This is a genomic window from Reyranella sp. (assembly GCF_017305915.1).
GTDB lineage: Bacteria > Pseudomonadota > Alphaproteobacteria > Reyranellales > Reyranellaceae > Reyranella.
On sequence record NZ_JAFKJN010000024.1, the window covers coordinates 88,531 to 104,351 of the forward strand.

At 67.0% G+C, this 15,821-nt stretch carries 18 protein-coding genes and 1 riboswitch; of the genes, 7 read left to right on the forward strand and 11 right to left on the reverse strand.

The annotated features are described in order from the left end of the window. Positions 1–61 precede the first annotated feature (61 nt). Complete coding sequence (locus J0J01_RS23450; RefSeq protein WP_296385118.1) at positions 62–1,576, forward strand: ABC transporter substrate-binding protein; 1,515 nt, start codon at positions 62–64, stop codon at positions 1,574–1,576. Between the two features lie 142 nt (positions 1,577–1,718). Here J0J01_RS23450 and J0J01_RS23455 read toward each other — a convergent pair whose 3' ends face one another. Genes J0J01_RS23455 through nikR form a run of 6 tightly spaced genes read right to left on the reverse strand, consistent with a single transcriptional unit; the run spans position 1,719 to position 6,531 of the window. After that, positions 1,719–2,912 (reverse strand): mandelate racemase/muconate lactonizing enzyme family protein, encoded by a 1,194-nt coding sequence (locus J0J01_RS23455; protein ID WP_296385120.1) that lies wholly within the window; start codon positions 2,910–2,912, stop codon positions 1,719–1,721. A gap of 10 nt (positions 2,913–2,922) precedes the next feature. Continuing rightward, positions 2,923–3,792 carry a 2-dehydro-3-deoxygalactonokinase gene (locus tag J0J01_RS23460; RefSeq protein ID WP_296385123.1) on the reverse strand — a complete coding sequence of 290 codons (870 nt, stop codon included), beginning with the start codon at positions 3,790–3,792 and terminating at the stop codon, positions 2,923–2,925. After that, positions 3,774–4,946: an acetylornithine deacetylase gene (argE, locus tag J0J01_RS23465; protein ID WP_296385124.1), complete on the reverse strand. Its 1,173-nt coding sequence runs from the start codon at positions 4,944–4,946 to the stop codon at positions 3,774–3,776. Before argE ends, J0J01_RS23460 begins: the two co-directional genes overlap by 19 nt. A gap of 19 nt (positions 4,947–4,965) precedes the next feature. After that, positions 4,966–5,589: a GTP cyclohydrolase I FolE gene (gene folE / locus J0J01_RS23470; RefSeq protein ID WP_296385126.1), complete on the reverse strand. Its 624-nt coding sequence runs from the start codon at positions 5,587–5,589 to the stop codon at positions 4,966–4,968. Between the two features lie 25 nt (positions 5,590–5,614). Beyond that, positions 5,615–6,007 (reverse strand): Co2+/Mg2+ efflux protein ApaG, encoded by a 393-nt coding sequence (gene apaG / locus J0J01_RS23475; protein WP_296385128.1) that lies wholly within the window; start codon positions 6,005–6,007, stop codon positions 5,615–5,617. Positions 6,008–6,063: 56 nt separating this feature from the next. Continuing rightward, the gene (gene nikR, locus J0J01_RS23480) at positions 6,064–6,531 is read right to left on the reverse strand and encodes a nickel-responsive transcriptional regulator NikR (RefSeq protein WP_296385130.1); all 468 of its coding nucleotides are present in this window, start codon (positions 6,529–6,531) and stop codon (positions 6,064–6,066) included. Positions 6,532–6,573: 42 nt separating this feature from the next. On the opposite strand from nikR, the gene J0J01_RS23485 reads away from it, so the two are divergent. Then, positions 6,574–8,628: a TonB-dependent receptor gene (locus J0J01_RS23485; RefSeq protein ID WP_296385132.1), complete on the forward strand. Its 2,055-nt coding sequence runs from the start codon at positions 6,574–6,576 to the stop codon at positions 8,626–8,628. On the opposite strand, the gene J0J01_RS23490 is transcribed toward J0J01_RS23485, so the two are convergent. Then, positions 8,625–9,116, reverse strand: a complete 492-nt coding sequence (locus J0J01_RS23490) for a PaaI family thioesterase (RefSeq protein WP_296385134.1) — start codon at positions 9,114–9,116, stop codon at positions 8,625–8,627. The genes J0J01_RS23485 and J0J01_RS23490 overlap by 4 nt on opposite strands. Positions 9,117–9,175: 59 nt before the next feature. Between J0J01_RS23490 and J0J01_RS23495 the strand changes: the two genes are divergently transcribed. Continuing rightward, positions 9,176–9,628 carry a MarR family winged helix-turn-helix transcriptional regulator gene (locus J0J01_RS23495; protein WP_296385136.1) on the forward strand — a complete coding sequence of 151 codons (453 nt, stop codon included), beginning with the start codon at positions 9,176–9,178 and terminating at the stop codon, positions 9,626–9,628. 26 nt (positions 9,629–9,654) lie between these two features. On the opposite strand, the gene J0J01_RS23500 is transcribed toward J0J01_RS23495, so the two are convergent. Together J0J01_RS23500 and J0J01_RS23505 are read right to left on the reverse strand one after the other, a co-directional pair. Beyond that, entirely contained in the window at positions 9,655–10,266 is a 612-nt protein-coding gene (locus J0J01_RS23500) for a TenA family protein (RefSeq protein ID WP_296385138.1), read from the reverse strand. A 3-nt stretch (positions 10,267–10,269) separates the two neighbouring features. After that, positions 10,270–11,478, reverse strand: coding sequence for an O-succinylhomoserine sulfhydrylase (locus tag J0J01_RS23505; protein ID WP_296385140.1), 1,209 nt, complete (start codon positions 11,476–11,478; stop codon positions 10,270–10,272). Between the two features lie 62 nt (positions 11,479–11,540). Then, positions 11,541–11,616: riboswitch (SAM riboswitch) on the reverse strand. Positions 11,617–11,665: 49 nt separating this feature from the next. Here J0J01_RS23505 and J0J01_RS23510 point away from each other — a divergent pair. The 3 genes from J0J01_RS23510 to J0J01_RS23520 are packed head-to-tail and all read left to right on the forward strand — an operon-like array spanning position 11,666 to position 13,040. Beyond that, the gene (locus tag J0J01_RS23510; protein ID WP_296385142.1) at positions 11,666–12,394 is read left to right on the forward strand and encodes an aminoglycoside phosphotransferase family protein; all 729 of its coding nucleotides are present in this window, start codon (positions 11,666–11,668) and stop codon (positions 12,392–12,394) included. Between the two features lie 11 nt (positions 12,395–12,405). Next, positions 12,406–12,666 carry a type II toxin-antitoxin system prevent-host-death family antitoxin gene (locus tag J0J01_RS23515; protein ID WP_296385144.1) on the forward strand — a complete coding sequence of 87 codons (261 nt, stop codon included), beginning with the start codon at positions 12,406–12,408 and terminating at the stop codon, positions 12,664–12,666. Then, positions 12,663–13,040 carry a type II toxin-antitoxin system VapC family toxin gene (locus J0J01_RS23520; protein WP_296385147.1) on the forward strand — a complete coding sequence of 126 codons (378 nt, stop codon included), beginning with the start codon at positions 12,663–12,665 and terminating at the stop codon, positions 13,038–13,040. The genes J0J01_RS23515 and J0J01_RS23520 overlap by 4 nt, the downstream gene beginning before the upstream one ends. 7 nt (positions 13,041–13,047) lie before the next feature. Here J0J01_RS23520 and J0J01_RS23525 read toward each other — a convergent pair whose 3' ends face one another. Together J0J01_RS23525 and J0J01_RS23530 are read right to left on the reverse strand one after the other, a co-directional pair. Next, positions 13,048–14,745, reverse strand: a complete 1,698-nt coding sequence (locus J0J01_RS23525; RefSeq protein ID WP_296385149.1) for a thiamine pyrophosphate-binding protein — start codon at positions 14,743–14,745, stop codon at positions 13,048–13,050. Beyond that, positions 14,742–15,059 carry a hypothetical protein gene (locus J0J01_RS23530; protein ID WP_296385151.1) on the reverse strand — a complete coding sequence of 106 codons (318 nt, stop codon included), beginning with the start codon at positions 15,057–15,059 and terminating at the stop codon, positions 14,742–14,744. The genes J0J01_RS23525 and J0J01_RS23530 overlap by 4 nt, the downstream gene beginning before the upstream one ends. Before the next feature lie 92 nt (positions 15,060–15,151). Between J0J01_RS23530 and J0J01_RS23535 the strand changes: the two genes are divergently transcribed. Then, positions 15,152–15,817: an RNA-binding protein gene (locus tag J0J01_RS23535; protein WP_296385153.1), complete on the forward strand. Its 666-nt coding sequence runs from the start codon at positions 15,152–15,154 to the stop codon at positions 15,815–15,817. Positions 15,818–15,821: the final 4 nt, after the last annotated feature.

Sequence of the window (15,821 nt, forward strand, 5' to 3'; positions counted from 1 at the left end):
CGCGCGCTCCCCGCTATGACGACCGGCGCATTGTGGCATAGGGTGTGCACGGGAGGAGTCCATGCACACGTCGTTTCGTTCCACCGCCCTGGCGCTGGCACTGGCGCTGTTCGCCCTGCCCGCCTGGGCACAGTCGCCCCTGCGGATCGGCATCGGCGACGATCCGGACGCGCTCGATCCGTCGACGTCGCGTACCTACACCGCGCGCATCGTTTTCGCCTCGCTGTGCGACAAGCTGTTCGACATCGACGCCAAGCTGAACATCGTCCCGCAGCTCGGCCTCAGCCACGAGACCTCGGCCGATGGCAAGGCGCTGACCATCAGGCTCAGGCCGGGCGTCGTCTTCCACGACGGCGAGCCGTTCGACGCCAAGGCCGCCAAGTACAGCCTCGACCGCCACCTCACCATGAAGGGCTCGTTCCGCAAGCCCGAGCTGGCGCTGGTCGACAATGTCGAGGTGGTCGATCCGATGACCATCCGGCTCAACCTCAAGAAGCCGTTCTCGCCCTTGCTGGCGCAGCTCACCGACCGCGCCGGCATGATGGTGTCGCCGAAGGCGGCCGAAGCCTCGGGCGACAAGTTCGCGCTGAAGCCGGTCTGTGCCGGCCCCTACAAGTTCGTCGAGCGCGTCCAGCAGGACCGCATCGTCGTCGAGAAGTTCGACCGGTACTGGAACAAGGACCAGGTCTTCATCGACAAGATCACCTATTTGCCGATCGTCGACGCCACGGTGCGGCTCGCCAACCTGCGCTCGGGCTCGCTCGATATGATCGAGCGCGTGCTGGCGACCGACATCAAGACGGTGCGCGACAATCCGAAGCTGCGCCTCAGCAAGGCGGTGTCGATCGGCTGGTTCGCGCTGCTGGTCAACGTTGCCAACGGCCCGGCCTCGGACAACCCGCTGGGCAAGGATCCGCGGGTGCGACAGGCGTTCGATCTCAGCATCGACCGCGAGACGCTGAACCAGGTGGTGTTCAACGGCGAGTTCGTGCCGGGCAACCAGTGGGTCAACCCGCAGCATCCCTACTATCAGCAGAAATTCCCGGTGCCGAGGCGCGACCTCGCCAAGGCCAAGGCGCTGATGAAGGAGGCCGGCATCACGGGCCGCGTGCCGATCGACTTCATGGTCAGCAACACGCCCGAGGTGCGGGCCGTCGCCGAGGTGGTGCAGGCGATGGCCGCCGAGGCCGGCTTCGACCTCAAGATCCGCGTCACCGAGGTCGCCACTGCGCTGAAGGAAGGCGAGGACGGCAAGTTCCAGCTCTACCAGAACACCTGGAGCGGCCGCATCGATCCCGACGGCAACTCGATCATCTACCAGGCCTGCGGCGCGCCGCAGAACATGGGGCACTACTGCGACAAGGAGGTCGACGCGCTGCACGAGCAGGCGCGCGCGACCAGCGATCCGGCCGAGCGCAAGAAGATCTACGAGAAGCTGACGGAGAAGTTTCTGGCCAACGGCTGGATGTTCTACCTCTACCACCCGCAATACCTGATCGCGCACACCGAGCGACTGGAGGGCTTCGTGCCCGTCCCGGACGGCATCATGCGCGTGGTCGGCGTCAAGCTGAAGTAGCGAGCGGCGAGCTCGCGAGCTAGAGCGATTTCCGGGCAGATGGAACCGCTCGCGGTTCCATCTGCCCGGAAATGCGCGCACGGGCGTTGTTGTTGCAGCAGGCATATTCCGTTCGGCTGATTCCAGCCGAACGGAATATGCTCTAGATGCCACCGCTTGCCGCCTTGGGCGGGCGTGCGCGCACGGCGGCTTCATTCACCTCGACGCCCCAGCCCGGTCCCGTGGGCAGAACGTAGTCGCCGTCTTCGATGGTCGGCGACACGGTGAAGAACTCATCGCGCCACTTCACGCTGTCGATGTCGATCTCCATGATGCGGAAGTTCGGCACGGCGGCGCAGAACTGTGCGCTTATGGCGCTCGCGAGATGTCCGTAGAAATTGTGCGGTGCGACGTTGACTTCGTAGACATCGGCCATCGCCGCGATCTTCAAGGACTCGTAGAAGCCGTTCCACACCACGTCGACGATCGCGGTGTCGAAAGCGTACGCCTCGAAATACGGCCGGAAGTCGCGGCGCTCGAGCAGCGTCTCGCCCGAGGCGATCGGCACTGGCGAGTCTCGCCGGATCAGCGCGATCGACTGCGGATCGTGCGCGTCGAGCTCGAGCCAGGTGAGCTTGGTCGGCCCGACCGCCTCGGCGATACGACGGAAGCCCTCGGTACGGAAGTGGAAGTTGGTGTCGAGCATGATGCCGACATCGGAGCCGCAGCCCTTGCGGAAGGCCTCGACGGTCCTGGCGGCGCTGCGGGCGATGAAATCGTCCCAGTTGCGCTCGGGGAAGCCGCGGCCGACCACGAAGCCCGGGCGATAGGCGGTGACGGTGCCGTCCGCCAGCTCGATGGCGATGTTGGTCTTGAGACAGCGGTAGCCCTTGGCCTTCACCTCGGCGCCGACCTTGGTGAAGTCGGCGTAGGTCTTCACCGCCGGCGCGCCGACCAGGTCGGCGTTGCGCATGCGGTAAGAGCCGCAATGCGACCAGTAGACCGGGATGCGGTCGCGGATCTTGCCGCCGAACAGCTGATAGACCGGCACGCCCAGCGCCTTGCCCTTGATGTCGAGCAGCGCGTTCTCGATCGCGGCGATCGCCTGGCGCACCACGCCGCCCCGCGACTGGGTCGAGCGCGTCGCCAGCACGGCGTTGATCCATTCGAGCGCCATCGGATCGCTGCCGATCACGCTGGGCATCAGCGCATCGATCACGCCGGCCAGGCCCGGGCTGCCGAAGCTCTCGTTGTACTCCGACCAGCCGACGATGCCGTTGTCGGTGACGAGCTTGAGGAAGGAGAAGGTCCGCCAGCCGGCGTCGCACTTGAACGTCTCGTAGCTCTTGACCTTCATGGCTCCCCCCTCATGGCTGCAGAGCCCTCAAGCCGACCCACGTGGCTTCCGCTCCGAACGTGCGCACCGTCGCTCCCCTTTCGCCAAGGGCAAGAGCATAGCGCTCGACGAGCGCCGACGCGCCAATCACGACCACCTCGGCCGGCAGCTTCTGCCGGCTGAGCTCCTCGCCGATCAGCAGGCCGGAGAGATAGCTCGCCGATTCAGGCGGCGACAGTCGATCGAACAAGCCGAGCGCCCTGACGCCGAAGGCGTTGTGCAGCAGGCCTTCGCCGTTACCCGCCCGTGCCACGCCGCACCGGAAGGCCGCCTCGTCGAACGGCGCCTCGGCGTCGAGCGTGCGCGCCAGGATCGAGTGCTTGCTGAACAGGCTGTAGACCTCGCCGGTCATGAAGGTGCGGAAGCCCGTCACCCGGCCGCTGCGCACGACGGCCCATTTGCTGTGCGTGCCCGGCAGGACGAAGAGACCGTCCGCGAGGCCCGCCAGCCGCATCGCGCCGAAGATCTGCACCTCCTCGCCGCGCATCACGTCGGGCACGTCGCCCTGCGCGTCGCTGAGCCCCGGCACGAGGGCGATCCGATCGGGCTCGATCCAGCGCAGATGCCGCGCCAGCTCGTCGGGCCCGGCGGGACAGGCGACGTAGGGCGCCTCGGCCCAGCCTTGCCGGCTGCCGGCCATGCCGGAGATCAGGCAGCGCGCGCCGGGCCTCATCCAGTCGGAGAATTGCGCGGCGAACACGCCGGCGAAGTCGCCGTTCGGCACATTGAGAATGCCGAGCGGCGCGCTCCTTTCCTCCAGCACCCCGCCTGCCGCGTCGAGCCGCGCGCCGCGCAGCGCGCTCGTCCCCCAGTCGACGGCGATCAGGTCCGACTGCACCATTCGGTCATGCGGCGCATGAAGCCCTCGCAGGCGGTGATCTGCGAGGCGAGGATGAACTCGTTGGGCTGGTGCGCCTGGGCGATGTCGCCCGGACCGCAGACCACGGTCGGCACGCCCAGCGTCTTCTTGAAGATGCCGGCCTCGGTGCCGTAGACGACGCTGCCCACGATGTTGGAGCCCGACCAGTTGGCGGCCAGCGTCTTGGCCTCTTCGTTGCCCTCGGGCGAGAAGCCGACGGTCGAGGAGCGCACGACGGTGTCGATCTTCGCCGCCGGATGCTTGGCCTTCATCTTGGGCAGCAGCTCTTCCTTGAGCCACAACAGCGCCTGCTCGCCCAGCGCCGTCAGCGGCCGGTGCGGCAGCTCGCGATAGCCCCACAGCACCTCGCACTCGCGCGCCAGGATGTTGCCGGCGGTGCCGCCGACGATGGTGCCGACATTGAAGGTCGGCGCCGGCGGGGTGAACTCGCTGGTCGGCGGGAACTCCCGGTCGAGCCGGTCCTGCAGCGTGTTGAGGTAGTGCACGAACTCCGCTGCGAAGTGGATGGCGCTGACTCCGAGATGAGTCATCGAGGAATGCGCCTCGAAGCCGGTGAACTTGGTGACGTACATCTGCGCGCCCTTGTGGGCGTGCACCACCGTCATCATGGTCGGCTCGCCGATGATGATGGCGCGCGGCCGCGGCACCTCGCGCGCCATCGCGGCGGCGAGCGAATGGGCGCCGATGCAGCCCACCTCCTCGTCGTAGCTCAGCGCAAAGTGGATCGGCTTCTTGAGCGGCGCCTTCAGGATCTGCGGCAGCATGGCGAGCGCGATGGCGTAGAACGCCTTCATGTCGCAGGTGCCGCGGCCGTAATACTTGCCGTCGTCCTTCAGCGTCAGCGTCCAGGGGTCGGTGTCCCACGGCTGGCCGTCGACCGGCACCACGTCGGTGTGTCCGGAAAGGACCACGCCGCCTTCGGCCATCGGCCCGACGGTAGCGAACATATTGGCCTTCTTGCCGTCCTCGCTGGGCACGAGCTTCGACTCGATCCCATGCCCCTTCAGGTACTCCTGGACGTACTCGATCAGGGCGAGATTCGAGTTGCGCGAGGTGGTGTCGAACGCCACCAGGCGACGCAGCATTTCGACTGAGTCGACGACTTCTCCGGCCAAACGAAACTCCTGCCTATGACTACGCGGTCCTGTGGCCGATCATAGAGAGGAACTCGCGACGCGTCTCGCCATTGTCGCGGAAGGCGCCCAGCATGCGGCTGGTCACCATCGCCACGTCGGACTTGTGCACGCCGCGCGTGGTCATGCACTGGTGGCCCGCCTCGATCACCACCGCGACGCCGCGCGGTTGCAGCACCTCCTGCAAGGTGTTGGCGATCTGGGCGGTCAGCTTCTCCTGGATCTGCAGGCGCTTGGCGTAGGCATCGACCACGCGCGCCAGCTTGCTGATGCCCACCACCCGCTTGTCCGGCAGGTAGCCGATATGCACCTTGCCGATGATCGGCACCATGTGATGCTCGCAATAGGACTCGAGCCGGATGTCGCGCAGCATCACGACCTCGTCGTAGCCGTCGACCTCCTCGAAGGTGCGCTGCAGCATCTCGACCGGATCCTGCTCGTAGCCGGCGAAGAACTCCAGGTAGGAGCGCACCACCCGGTCGGGCGTGCCGAGCAGGCCTTCGCGCTCGGGATTGTCGCCGGCCCAACAGATCAGCGTGCGCACCGCGTCTTCGGCTTCCTCCCGTGTCGGCCGCGCAACCGGGGCCGGTGGGGCCACCTCGCCCTTTTTCAACATCCTGTTCATCGTGCGTCTCCGCCCCAAGTTCGGTCTAGTTAAGCTGCCGCGCGCCGCCCGGCGTGTCGAGCGAGAAGGTCGGGATCTCGATGTCGAAGGCTTCACCGGCGTCGCTGATCATCTGATAGGTGCCGCCCATGAAACCCGAGGGCGTCGAGAGCGGCGTTCCGGACGTGTACTCGAAGACCCCACCCGGCTCCAGCCGCGGCGTCTCGCCGACCACGCCCTTGCCCTTCACGTCCTGACGGCGGCCGAGCCCGTCGGTGATCGTCCAATGGCGGCTCTGCAGCCGCACCGCCACGGCGCCCTTGTTCTCGATCCGCACCTGATACGCCCAGACATACTGCGACTTCCCCGGGTCGGACTGCTCCGGCAGATAGCGCGGCTGTACGGTGACGCGGATGGCGCGGGTTGTGGCGGTGTACATGGCAGACCCAGAGATGGGATTTTCCCGCCAAAAGGTCAAACCCGGCAAGGGATTGGTCAGACCCTGATGTGCTCGTGGGTATGGCTGCCACCGCCATGCGAATGATGGCCGTCGACCCGTGACGCCGGAATGACATGCAGCTCGCCATGGCGGACGCCGCGCTGGCTCACCGTATCGTCAGCCAGCGAACGCACCGCCTTGACCGGCCCGCGCAGGACCGAGACCTCGAGGCACGACCCGTGATCGAGATGGACATGCAGGGTCGCGACCTGCAGGTCGTGATGGCGATGCTGCACCTGCGTCAGCCGCCGGCCCAGATCGCGCGTCTCGTGGTCATAGACGTAGGCGAGTGTGGCGACGCAGAAGCCGTCGCCCTCCGCCGGCCTGTCGAGCTGCTCGCGCGTCCGATGCTCGCGCAGGATGTCGCGCAGCGCCTCCGAGCGGCTGGCATAGCGGCGCGCCTTCATGTGGCGGTCGAGGGCGGCGACCAGCTCGTCGTCGACCGAAAGGGTGATGCGCTGCATGACGGTTGTCTCCTCACAGGGCGCGTGCACAATCTAGCAGAAATGCATACGCGCGTGCTCCTCTTCTGCGGCTGCGCCCTGATGGCGACGGGCGCACGGGCGCAAACGCCGACCGGCGCATCCGTTGTTCTGCCCACCGTCACGGTCACGGCGCCGCGCGACCTCGAGGCCCAGCCGACCGATGCCGCGTCGGAGCAGCGCGTCTCCGGCGAGACGCTGAACACGCGACCAATCCAGCGGCCGGGCGAGATGCTCGAAGCGACGCCCGGCCTGATCGTCACCCAGCATTCGGGCGAAGGCAAAGCCAACCAGTATTTCCTGCGCGGCTTCAATCTCGATCACGGCACCGACCTCGCGATCGCGCTGGACGGCATGCCGGTCAACATGCGCACGCACGGCCACGGCCAGGGCTATGCCGACGTCAACTTCGTGATCCCCGAGCTGGTCGACAGCTTGCTGATCCGCAAGGGGCCGTACTGGGCGTCCGAGGGCGACTTCGCCTCGGCGGGCAGCCTGCATCTGCGCTACGCCGATCGACTGGAGAAGAACATCGTGTCGCTGACCGGCGGCAGCTTCGGCTACTGGCGCGGGCTCGCGGCCGGCTCGGTCAATCTCGGCCCCGGCGTGCTGATGGGTGCGGGCGAGATCGTGCGCTACGATGGCGCCTGGCAGGTGCCGGATGCCGCCCGCAAGTACAACGGCGTCCTGCGCTACACCGAGGGCACGGCCGACAACGGGTTCGCGCTGACCGCGATGGCCTACACCAACTCCTGGCACTCGACCGACCAGATCCCGCTGCGCGCCGTGCTGGACGGCAGCCTCGACCGCTTCGGCGCGGTCGACCAGACCGACGGCGGCGACGCACAGCGCTATTCGGTATCGGCGCGCTGGACGCGCCAGGACGAGAAGTCCTCGAGCAAGATCGAGGGCTACTTCATCTACCAGACGCTGAACCTCTACAACAACTTCACCTACTTCCTGAACGACCCGGTCAACGGCGACCAGTTCCAGCAGAGCGACAAGCGCAAGATCCTCGGCCTCAATGCCAGCCATACCCAGTCGCATCCGTTCTGGGGCTTCGAGGCCGCGACCACGCTCGGCCTGCAGGTCCGCTACGACGACATCGATGTCGGCCTGTTCAACACGGTCCAGCGCGTCGCGACCGGCACGATCAGCAACAGCCACGTGTCCGAGACCAGTGTCGGCCTCTACGCCGAGAACAAGGTCAAATGGAACGACTGGCTGCGTACCACCGTCGGCCTGCGCGGCGACATGTACTGGGCCTCGGTCGATTCCGACACGGCGGCCAACTCGGGCCAGATCAATGCCTTCCTGGCCAGCCCCAAGGCCGGCGTGGTGTTCGGACCGTTCGCGAACACGGAGTTCTATGTGAACGCCGGCCTCGGCTTCCACAGCAACGACGCGCGCGGCGCCACCCTCACCGTCGATCCGACGGACAAGGTGACGCCGCTGCGGCAGGCGCCGCTTCTGGTCCGCTCGCGCGGCGCCGAGATCGGCGTGCGCACCCAGGCGATTAAAGGCCTCGAGTCGTCGGTCGCGCTGTTCCTGCTCGAGTTCGATTCGGAGCTGGTGTTCGCCGGCGACGCCGGCACCACCGAGCCCAGCCGGCCGAGCCGCCGCATCGGCGTCGAATGGACCAACCATTACCGGCCGGTGCCTTGGGCGGTCGTCGACTTCGACCTCAGCTACACCCGGGCGCGGTTCACGGACGCCGATATCGTCGGCGACCGGATTCCAGGCTCGCCGCAGATGGTCGCCGCAGCGGGCATCACGCTCGGCGACGCAACGGGCTGGTTCGGCGGCCTGCGCTGGCGCTATTTCGGGCCGCGGCCGCTGATCGAGGACGGCAGCGTGTGGTCGGGCGCCACCTCGCTGTTCAACGCCCGCGCCGGCTACGTGTTCGAGAACGGGCTGAAGCTGCAGGTCGACGGCTTCAACATCTTCAACACCCAGGCCAGCCAGATCGACTACTACTACCAATCGCGGCTGCGCAACGAGGCGGCGCCGGTCAACGACATCCACTTCCACCCGGTCGAGCCGATGGCCTTGCGCGTCACGCTGGCCAAGGCGTTCTAGATCGGAAAGATCAGGCAGGTCGTGGTGCCGTGCGCCAGCAACCTGCCCGTGGCATCGACCAGGCGGCCCTCCGACGTGGCGATGCGCGAGCCGACATTGATGATCTTGCCTTCGGCCTGCACGAGCCCGGTCTTGTCGGTCATGGCGCGCACGTAGTTGATCTTGATCTCCAGGGTGGTGAAGCCGACGCCGGGCTTGAGCGTGGTGTGGATGCAGCAGCCCATCACCGAATCGAGCAGGGTCGCCGCGACGCCGCCATGCACGCTGCCGAGCGGGTTGTAGTGATCGAACACCGGCTCGTAGTCGAAGATGACGCGGCCGTGCTCGACCCGGCTCATCGAGAACCCCAGGGCACGGGCGATCGGCGGCGCGGGAAAGCGGCCGTCCATGATGCCCTTCATGAGACCGAGGCCATCGAGTGCCCGGACCTGATCGATCGGCGTCACGCCATAGCCAGCCGCGGGCTCTTTGATCGCCGTGTTGTCCATTAGGTGCATATACACATTAATCTTTGCTCGAACAAGGCCGTCGCGGTAACCTGCCGGCCATGTCGGCCTCCGCCTCCCTGCGCCTGTCGCCCGCCGAATGCACCTGCTTCCGCATCCGCAGTGCCGCGCGCCGGGTGACGGCGATCTACACCCAGCACCTCGCGCCGACCGGGCTGAAGATCTCGCAATTCTCGCTGCTCGGCTTCGTCGCCGCCGAGGGGCCGGTGTCGATCGGCCGGCTGTCCGAGCGGCTGGCGACGGATCGCACCACACTGACCCGCAACCTCAAGCCGCTGCTGGCCGACGGGCTGGTCGAGCGGGCGAGCTCCGGCGACAAGCGCCGGCACGAGCTGGTGGCGACGCCGGCGGGCCGGGCGCTGTTCAAGAGGGCGCTGCCGCTCTGGGCAAATGCCGAGCAGGAAGTGCGCGCGGCGATGGGGACCAAGCTCACCGCCGACCTGCACGGCGCGCTCGACCGCTCGATGGAGAAGCTGGCCTCACTGTCGTCCTGAGCGAAGCGAAGGACCTGACAGGGCGCTCAACGATTGGCGTCGAAGAAGCCGTATTCCAGCTCCATGGCGCGCCGGTAGTTGGCGCGCACCACCGGGCTGTCGACCGCATGCTGGTCGAGCAGCTCTTCCAGCCGCACGGCCAGTGCCTCGAAGCCGGGATCGGCATAGGTCTTCACCCAGTCGGCATAGGCCGGCGCCACCTCCTTCTTGGCCAGCGTCTGGCCGAGGAAGGCGTAGAGCCGCATGCACGGCGTCATGCCGGCGATGGTCTCGCCGAGCTGGCCCTGGCGCGCGGCATGCAGCAGGAAGCCGGTGTAGGCGCTGGTCGCCGGCAGCGGCGTCACGTCGTCGAGCGACACCTGCAGCTTCTCGGTGTAGCTCTTGTGCAGCTTCAGCTCGTCGACCACGCCGGCGATCAGCTCGGCGAAGCCGAACAGATCCTCGCGGCTCGTGCCGTGCGCCAGGCAGAAGGCATAGGCGCGCGCGAAGGCGTCGAGGAAATAGGCATCCTGCGCGACGTAGCTCTTGAAGTCGGCGACCGGCAGCGATCCGTCGCCCAGCCCCTGCACGAAGGGATGGGCGAGGATCTTCGCCGCCCAGTCGGCGTTGGCCTGCCAGAGCGTGGCCGCCAGCGACATCGGCTAGGCCAGCGCCTGGGTCAGATCGGCGATGACGTCGTCGGCATCCTCGAGGCCGACCGAGATGCGCACGGTGCCGTCGCCGATGCCGAGCTTGGCCCGCTCCTCGGCGCCGATGCGCATGTGCGTGGTCGTCGCCGGATGGGTGACCATGCTCTTGGCGTCGCCCAGGTTGTTGGAGATGTCGACCAACTGCAGCCGGTTCAGCGCTTCGAAGGTCGCGTTCTTGCCGCCCTTGATGTCGAAGGTGACGACGCCGCCGAAATTCGACATCTGCCTGGCTGCCAGCGCGTGCTGCGGATGGTCGGGCCGGCCGGGATAGAGCACGCGGCCGATCTTCGGGTTCTTGGCGAGCGCGTCGGCGACCTTGCGGGCGTTGGCGCAGTGCCGGTCGATGCGCAGGCCCAGCGTCTCCAGGCCCTTGACGAACACCCAGGCGTTGAACGGGCTGATCGAGGGACCGGTGTTGCGGGTGATCGGCTGCAGCTTGTCGATGATGAAGGAGCGGCTGCCCAGGATCGCGCCGCCGAGCGCGCGGCCCTGGCCGTCGATGTACTTGGTCGCCGAGTGGACCACGACGTCGGCGCCGAACTCGAGCGGCCGCTGCAGGATCGGCGTGGCGAAGGCGTTGTCGAGCACGACCTGGGCACCCGCCTTGTGCGCGAGATCGCACACCGCCTTGACGTCGACGATGTCGAGCATCGGGTTCGACGGCGACTCGAACAGCACGGCCTGCGCCGGCGTCGACAGCGCCTTCTCCCACTGCGCGAGGTCGCCACCGTCGACGAACTCGCCCTTGATGCCGTACTTCGGCAGCAGCTCGTTGATGATGTAGTGGCACGAGCCGAAGAGCTGCCGCGCCGCGACGATGCGATCGCCAGACTTCAGCAGCGCCAGCAGCGCATAGAACACCGCCGACATGCCGGTCGCGGTGGCGATGCACGCCTCGGCGCCCTCGAGCGCGGCGAGGCGGTCCTGGAACATCGAGACCGTCGGGTTGCCGAAGCGCGAATACTGGAAGTGCGTGCTCTCGCCCTTGAACGTCGCCTCGGCTTCCTCGGCGCTGTTGTAGGCGTAGCCCGAGGTCAGGAAGAGCGCTTCCGACGTCTCATCGAAGCTGCTGCGCCTCAAGCCGCCGCGCACCGCACGGGTCTGCGGCTTCCACTTCTTGATGTCGGGCGCCGGCTTCTTGCGTTGGATCGTGCCGTCCATGTTCCCTCTCCGCGCGCTCCCGCACGCAACAAAAAGCCCCCGACCGGGAAAGGGCGGGGGCTTTTTTGAGCGCTCCGACCTTTTAGCGAGGTTTAACGTGGCCGCAAGCCGGTCGGCTCAAATTCCACGGTGTTGCGGTTCTATAGGCGCGATGACCCAAGCACGCAAGCCCTATATTGGCAAGGCCATGGCCGTGACATTGAAGCCCACCGTCGCGATCTCGGACGCCCAGGCGCAGGCGATCGTCGATCGCGTCGCGCCCGGCCGCCGGTTACGGCATCTCGCGGCCCTGCTGTCGGGCGAGATCAGCGCGGTGTTCGAGATCGCGCTCACCGACCGGCCGCCCCTGGTGCTGAAGGTCTATCCCGAAGCGCTGCACTGGAAGATGCGCAAGGAGATGCTGGTTGCAGGCCTGCTCGACGGACGGACGAGCGTGCCGGTGCCGCGCATCCTGCAGGCCGACGACAGCAAATCGCTGATCGCTCTCAACTTCGTCGTGATGACACGCCTCGACGGCGAGAGCGTCCTCGGCCTCGAGCAGCGGCTCGAACGCTCCCAGATCCTCGCGATCTACGAGCAGATGGGCCGCGCCTTGCGCGAGATCCATCGCATCGCAATGGACTCGTTCGGCTACATCGGCACCGACGGCATCGTGACGCCGTCCACCAGCAATCGCGCCTACATGCTCTCCCGGTTCGAGCGAAAGCTCGGCGGCTTCGATCAGTTCGGCGGCAATCCTGCGCTCGCGGCGCGCCTGCGCAGCTATGTCGAGCGCAGCGCTGTGTTGCTCGACGGCTGCACGCGGCCGAGCCTGTGCCACTACGACTTCCACACCGGCAACGTGCTGGCGGTCGGCGACCGCCCGCGCGCCGACAGTCTCCTGCCCGACCTTGAAAAATACGCCATGCTTAGCTAAGTTAGCTAATCATGAAATACGTCAACACCCACGAGGCGAAGACCCAGCTTTCGAAGCTGATCGCCGCGGCGCGCGACGGCGAGGAGATCGTGATCTGCCAGGCTGGCAAGCCCGTGGCGCGCCTGACGGCGATCCAAGGCGAGCGCAAGGTTCCTCAGTTCGGAATCTGGCGAGACAAGATCGTTTTCAAGCCCGGATGGGACTCGCCCGAAGCCAACGCCGAAATCGAAGAGATGTTCGAGGAAGCGATCAACAAGCCGGAGCCGGAGTGAGACTGCTTATCGACTCTCACACGTTCCTCTGGATTCTCGGACGGCCTGAAGCACTTTCAAACACCGCGCGGCAGGCGCTTGGCGATCGCGACAATGAACGCGTCGTAAGCGTTGCATCGCTTTGGGAGATCGGCATCAAGGTTTCGACCGGCAAGCTCATCGCACCGATGGAGCTCGACGCGGCGGTTCCTTTCGCGGCGGCGACGGTGCTGCCGATCTCCACAGCGCACATCAAACGCGTCCAAGCGCTTCCATTCCATCACCGCGACCCATTCGATCGCATGATGATCGCGCAGGCGATCGAGGAAGGGCTGACGATCGTGACGCGCGATCGGATCTTCGCGGCTTACGGCATGCCGGTGCTGACGGCCTGAGCGGCCGTCAGTGCTTCTGCTGGCGCAGCCGCTCCAGCGACTGCTCGCGCAGCTTGGTCAGCGTGATGCGCGAGGTCAGCGCTTCGGCGTCGGTCTTCACATGGATGATCGCGGGCTTGCCGGCGGCGAGCGCACGCTCGAAGGCCGGCGCGAAGTCGGCGGTCTTCTCGACCGTCTCGCCGTGTCCGCCGAAGGCGCGCGCGTAGGCGGCGAAGTCGGGGTTCTTGAGCTCGGTGCCGTGGACGCGCGTCGGATACTCGCGCTCCTGGTGCATGCGGATGGTGCCGTACATGCCGTTGTCGATCACCGCGATCACCACGTTGGCGCCGTGCTGCACCGCCGTCGCGAACTCCTGGCCGTTCATCAGGAAGCAGCCGTCGCCGGCCAGCGACACCACCATGCGCTCGGGTGCGGCGATCTTGGCCGCCACTGCCGCCGGCACGCCGTAGCCCATCGCGCCGCTCGTGGGCGCGAGCTGGGTCTTGAAGCCGCGATACTGGAAGAAGCGGTGAAGGAAGGCCGCGTAGTTGCCGGCGCCGTTGGTGACGATCGCATCGTCGGGCAGGCGCTGGTTCAGCCAGGCGATGACCTCGCCCATGTTGACCGTGCCGGGCAGCGGGCCGGGCTTGATGTTGTCGAGATACTCGGCGTGGCCGTCCTTGACCGAGGCCGCCCACTTCTTGCCGTCGACCGGCTTCATCGCCTTGGCTGCCGCGGCGAAGCCCTGCATGCCCGCGTTGATCGGGAGCGTCGCCTGGTAGACACGGCCGAGCTCCTCGGCGCTGGCATGGACGTGCACCAGCTTCTGCTTCGGGACGGGAATGTCGAACAGCGTGTAGCCGCCGGTCGTCGCCTCGCCCAGCCTGGGGCCGACTGCAATGATGAGGTCGCAGGCGCGCAGCCGCTTGCCGAGCGCCGGCCCCACCCCGACGCCGAGATCGCCGACATAGTTGGGATGGCGGTTGTCGAACAGGTCCTGGTTGCGGAACGAGGCGCAGACCGGCAGGCCGTTGGCCTCGACGAAGGCGCGCATGTCCTTGCAGGCCTCGGCGCTCCAGCCGCCGCCGCCGACGATCACCATCGGCCGCTCCGACCGCTCGAGCAGTCCGCGCAGCTTGCCCATGTCGTCAGGCGACGGCGCGCCGCGGGCGATCTTGTAGGGACCGGCATCGGCGACCTCGACCTCGTCGACCAGCATGTCCTCGGGCAGCGCCACCACGACCGGACCCGGCCGGCCGTTGAGCGCGCGATGGAAGGCCTGGCTGATCAACTCGGGAATGCGGCGGGCGTCCTCGATCTGGGTCACCCACTTGGCCATCGGCCCGAACATGTGGCGGTAGTCGATCTCCTGGAAGGCCTCGCGGTCGGTCGTCTCGCGCGCGACCTGGCCGACCAGCAGGATCATCGGCGTCGAATCCTGGAAGCCGGTATGCAGCCCGATGCTGGCGTTGGTGGCGCCCGGGCCGCGGGTCACGAAGGCGACGCCCGGTTTGCCGGTCAGCTTGCCGTAAGCCTCCGCCATGTTGGCCGCGCCGCCTTCCTGGCGGCAGATGACGTAGCGGATCGAATTGCGCTGCGCATAGAGCGCATCGAGCGCGGCGAGATAGCTCTCACCCGGCACGCCGAAGATGGTGTCGGTGCCGTGAATGCGCAGCTGATCGATCAGGACCTGCGCCCCGCTGCGGCGCGGATGTGTCGTCGTCATCTTTTCCCCTTAGCTCGTAGGTGAGCGCGCGAAACCGGCACCATATCTTGAATCGTGCGTTGCCACTCGCGCACCCCGTCGGCGGCGGGCGAACACGAACGGTTGAAGACGATACCGACCTCCCGGAATTCACGATCGAGCATGATTGTGTGACGTGCGTCGGCGCTTCTCAACCCTTGTGGACTCGGCCGCGGAATCAGCGCATAAGTGCGGCATAGCGACACTGGCCGAAGAGTATCCAAAGGAGTCTTCGGCAAAGACGCGAGAGAGCGCGAAATACCGGTCAACGTCTTCCCCGTGAGCTTCTTGGTCATCTCGTCAATTGTCTTCGAAACGCTGGGACTGAAACTGTTCAGCAAGCGCGCGCCGGACTCCGCTCGTTCCTTCCTCCAGCCCCGAGCCTTGAATGAGTCGTAAATTGTTTGTGGGCAATCTGCCCTATTCGGTCACGTCCGAGCGTCTGCAAGAAGCTTTCTCCCAGTTCGGCACCGTAACCTCTTCGAAAGTGATCGTGGATCGCGAGACCGGCCGCAGCCGCGGCTTCGCGTTCCTCGAGATGGAAACCGACGATCAGGGCGCTGCAGCGATGCAGGCCATGAACGGAGCTCTCCTCGACGGCCGCTCGATCGCCGTCCGTGAAGCCGTCGAGCGTCAGCCCGGTGGTGGCGGCGGCGGCGGATTTGGCGGCGGTGGTGGTGGCGGCCGCGATGGCGGCGGCTTCCGTCCGCGCGGTCCGCGTCCGCCCTATGGCGGCGGCGGGGGTGGCGGCGGCTACGGTGGCGGCGGTGGCGGTGGCTATCGCGGCGGCGGTAGTGGCGGCGGCTACGGCGGCGGTGGCGGCGGCGGTGGATACCGCGGCGCGCCGTCCGGCGACGGTGGCCCGATGCGCGACCGGCGTGCGGACTTCTCCGGCGGCGGTGCCGGCGGTGGCGGATTCGATCCGAACGCCGGTGCTGGCGGTGCTGGCGGCGGTGGCGACGCGGGTCGTCCGCAGCGTCGCCGCGAAGGCGGCCCGCCGCGCCGCGAGCGCGATTACGAGCCGCGCAAGCGCGGCTTCGACGACGACCAGTGACCTT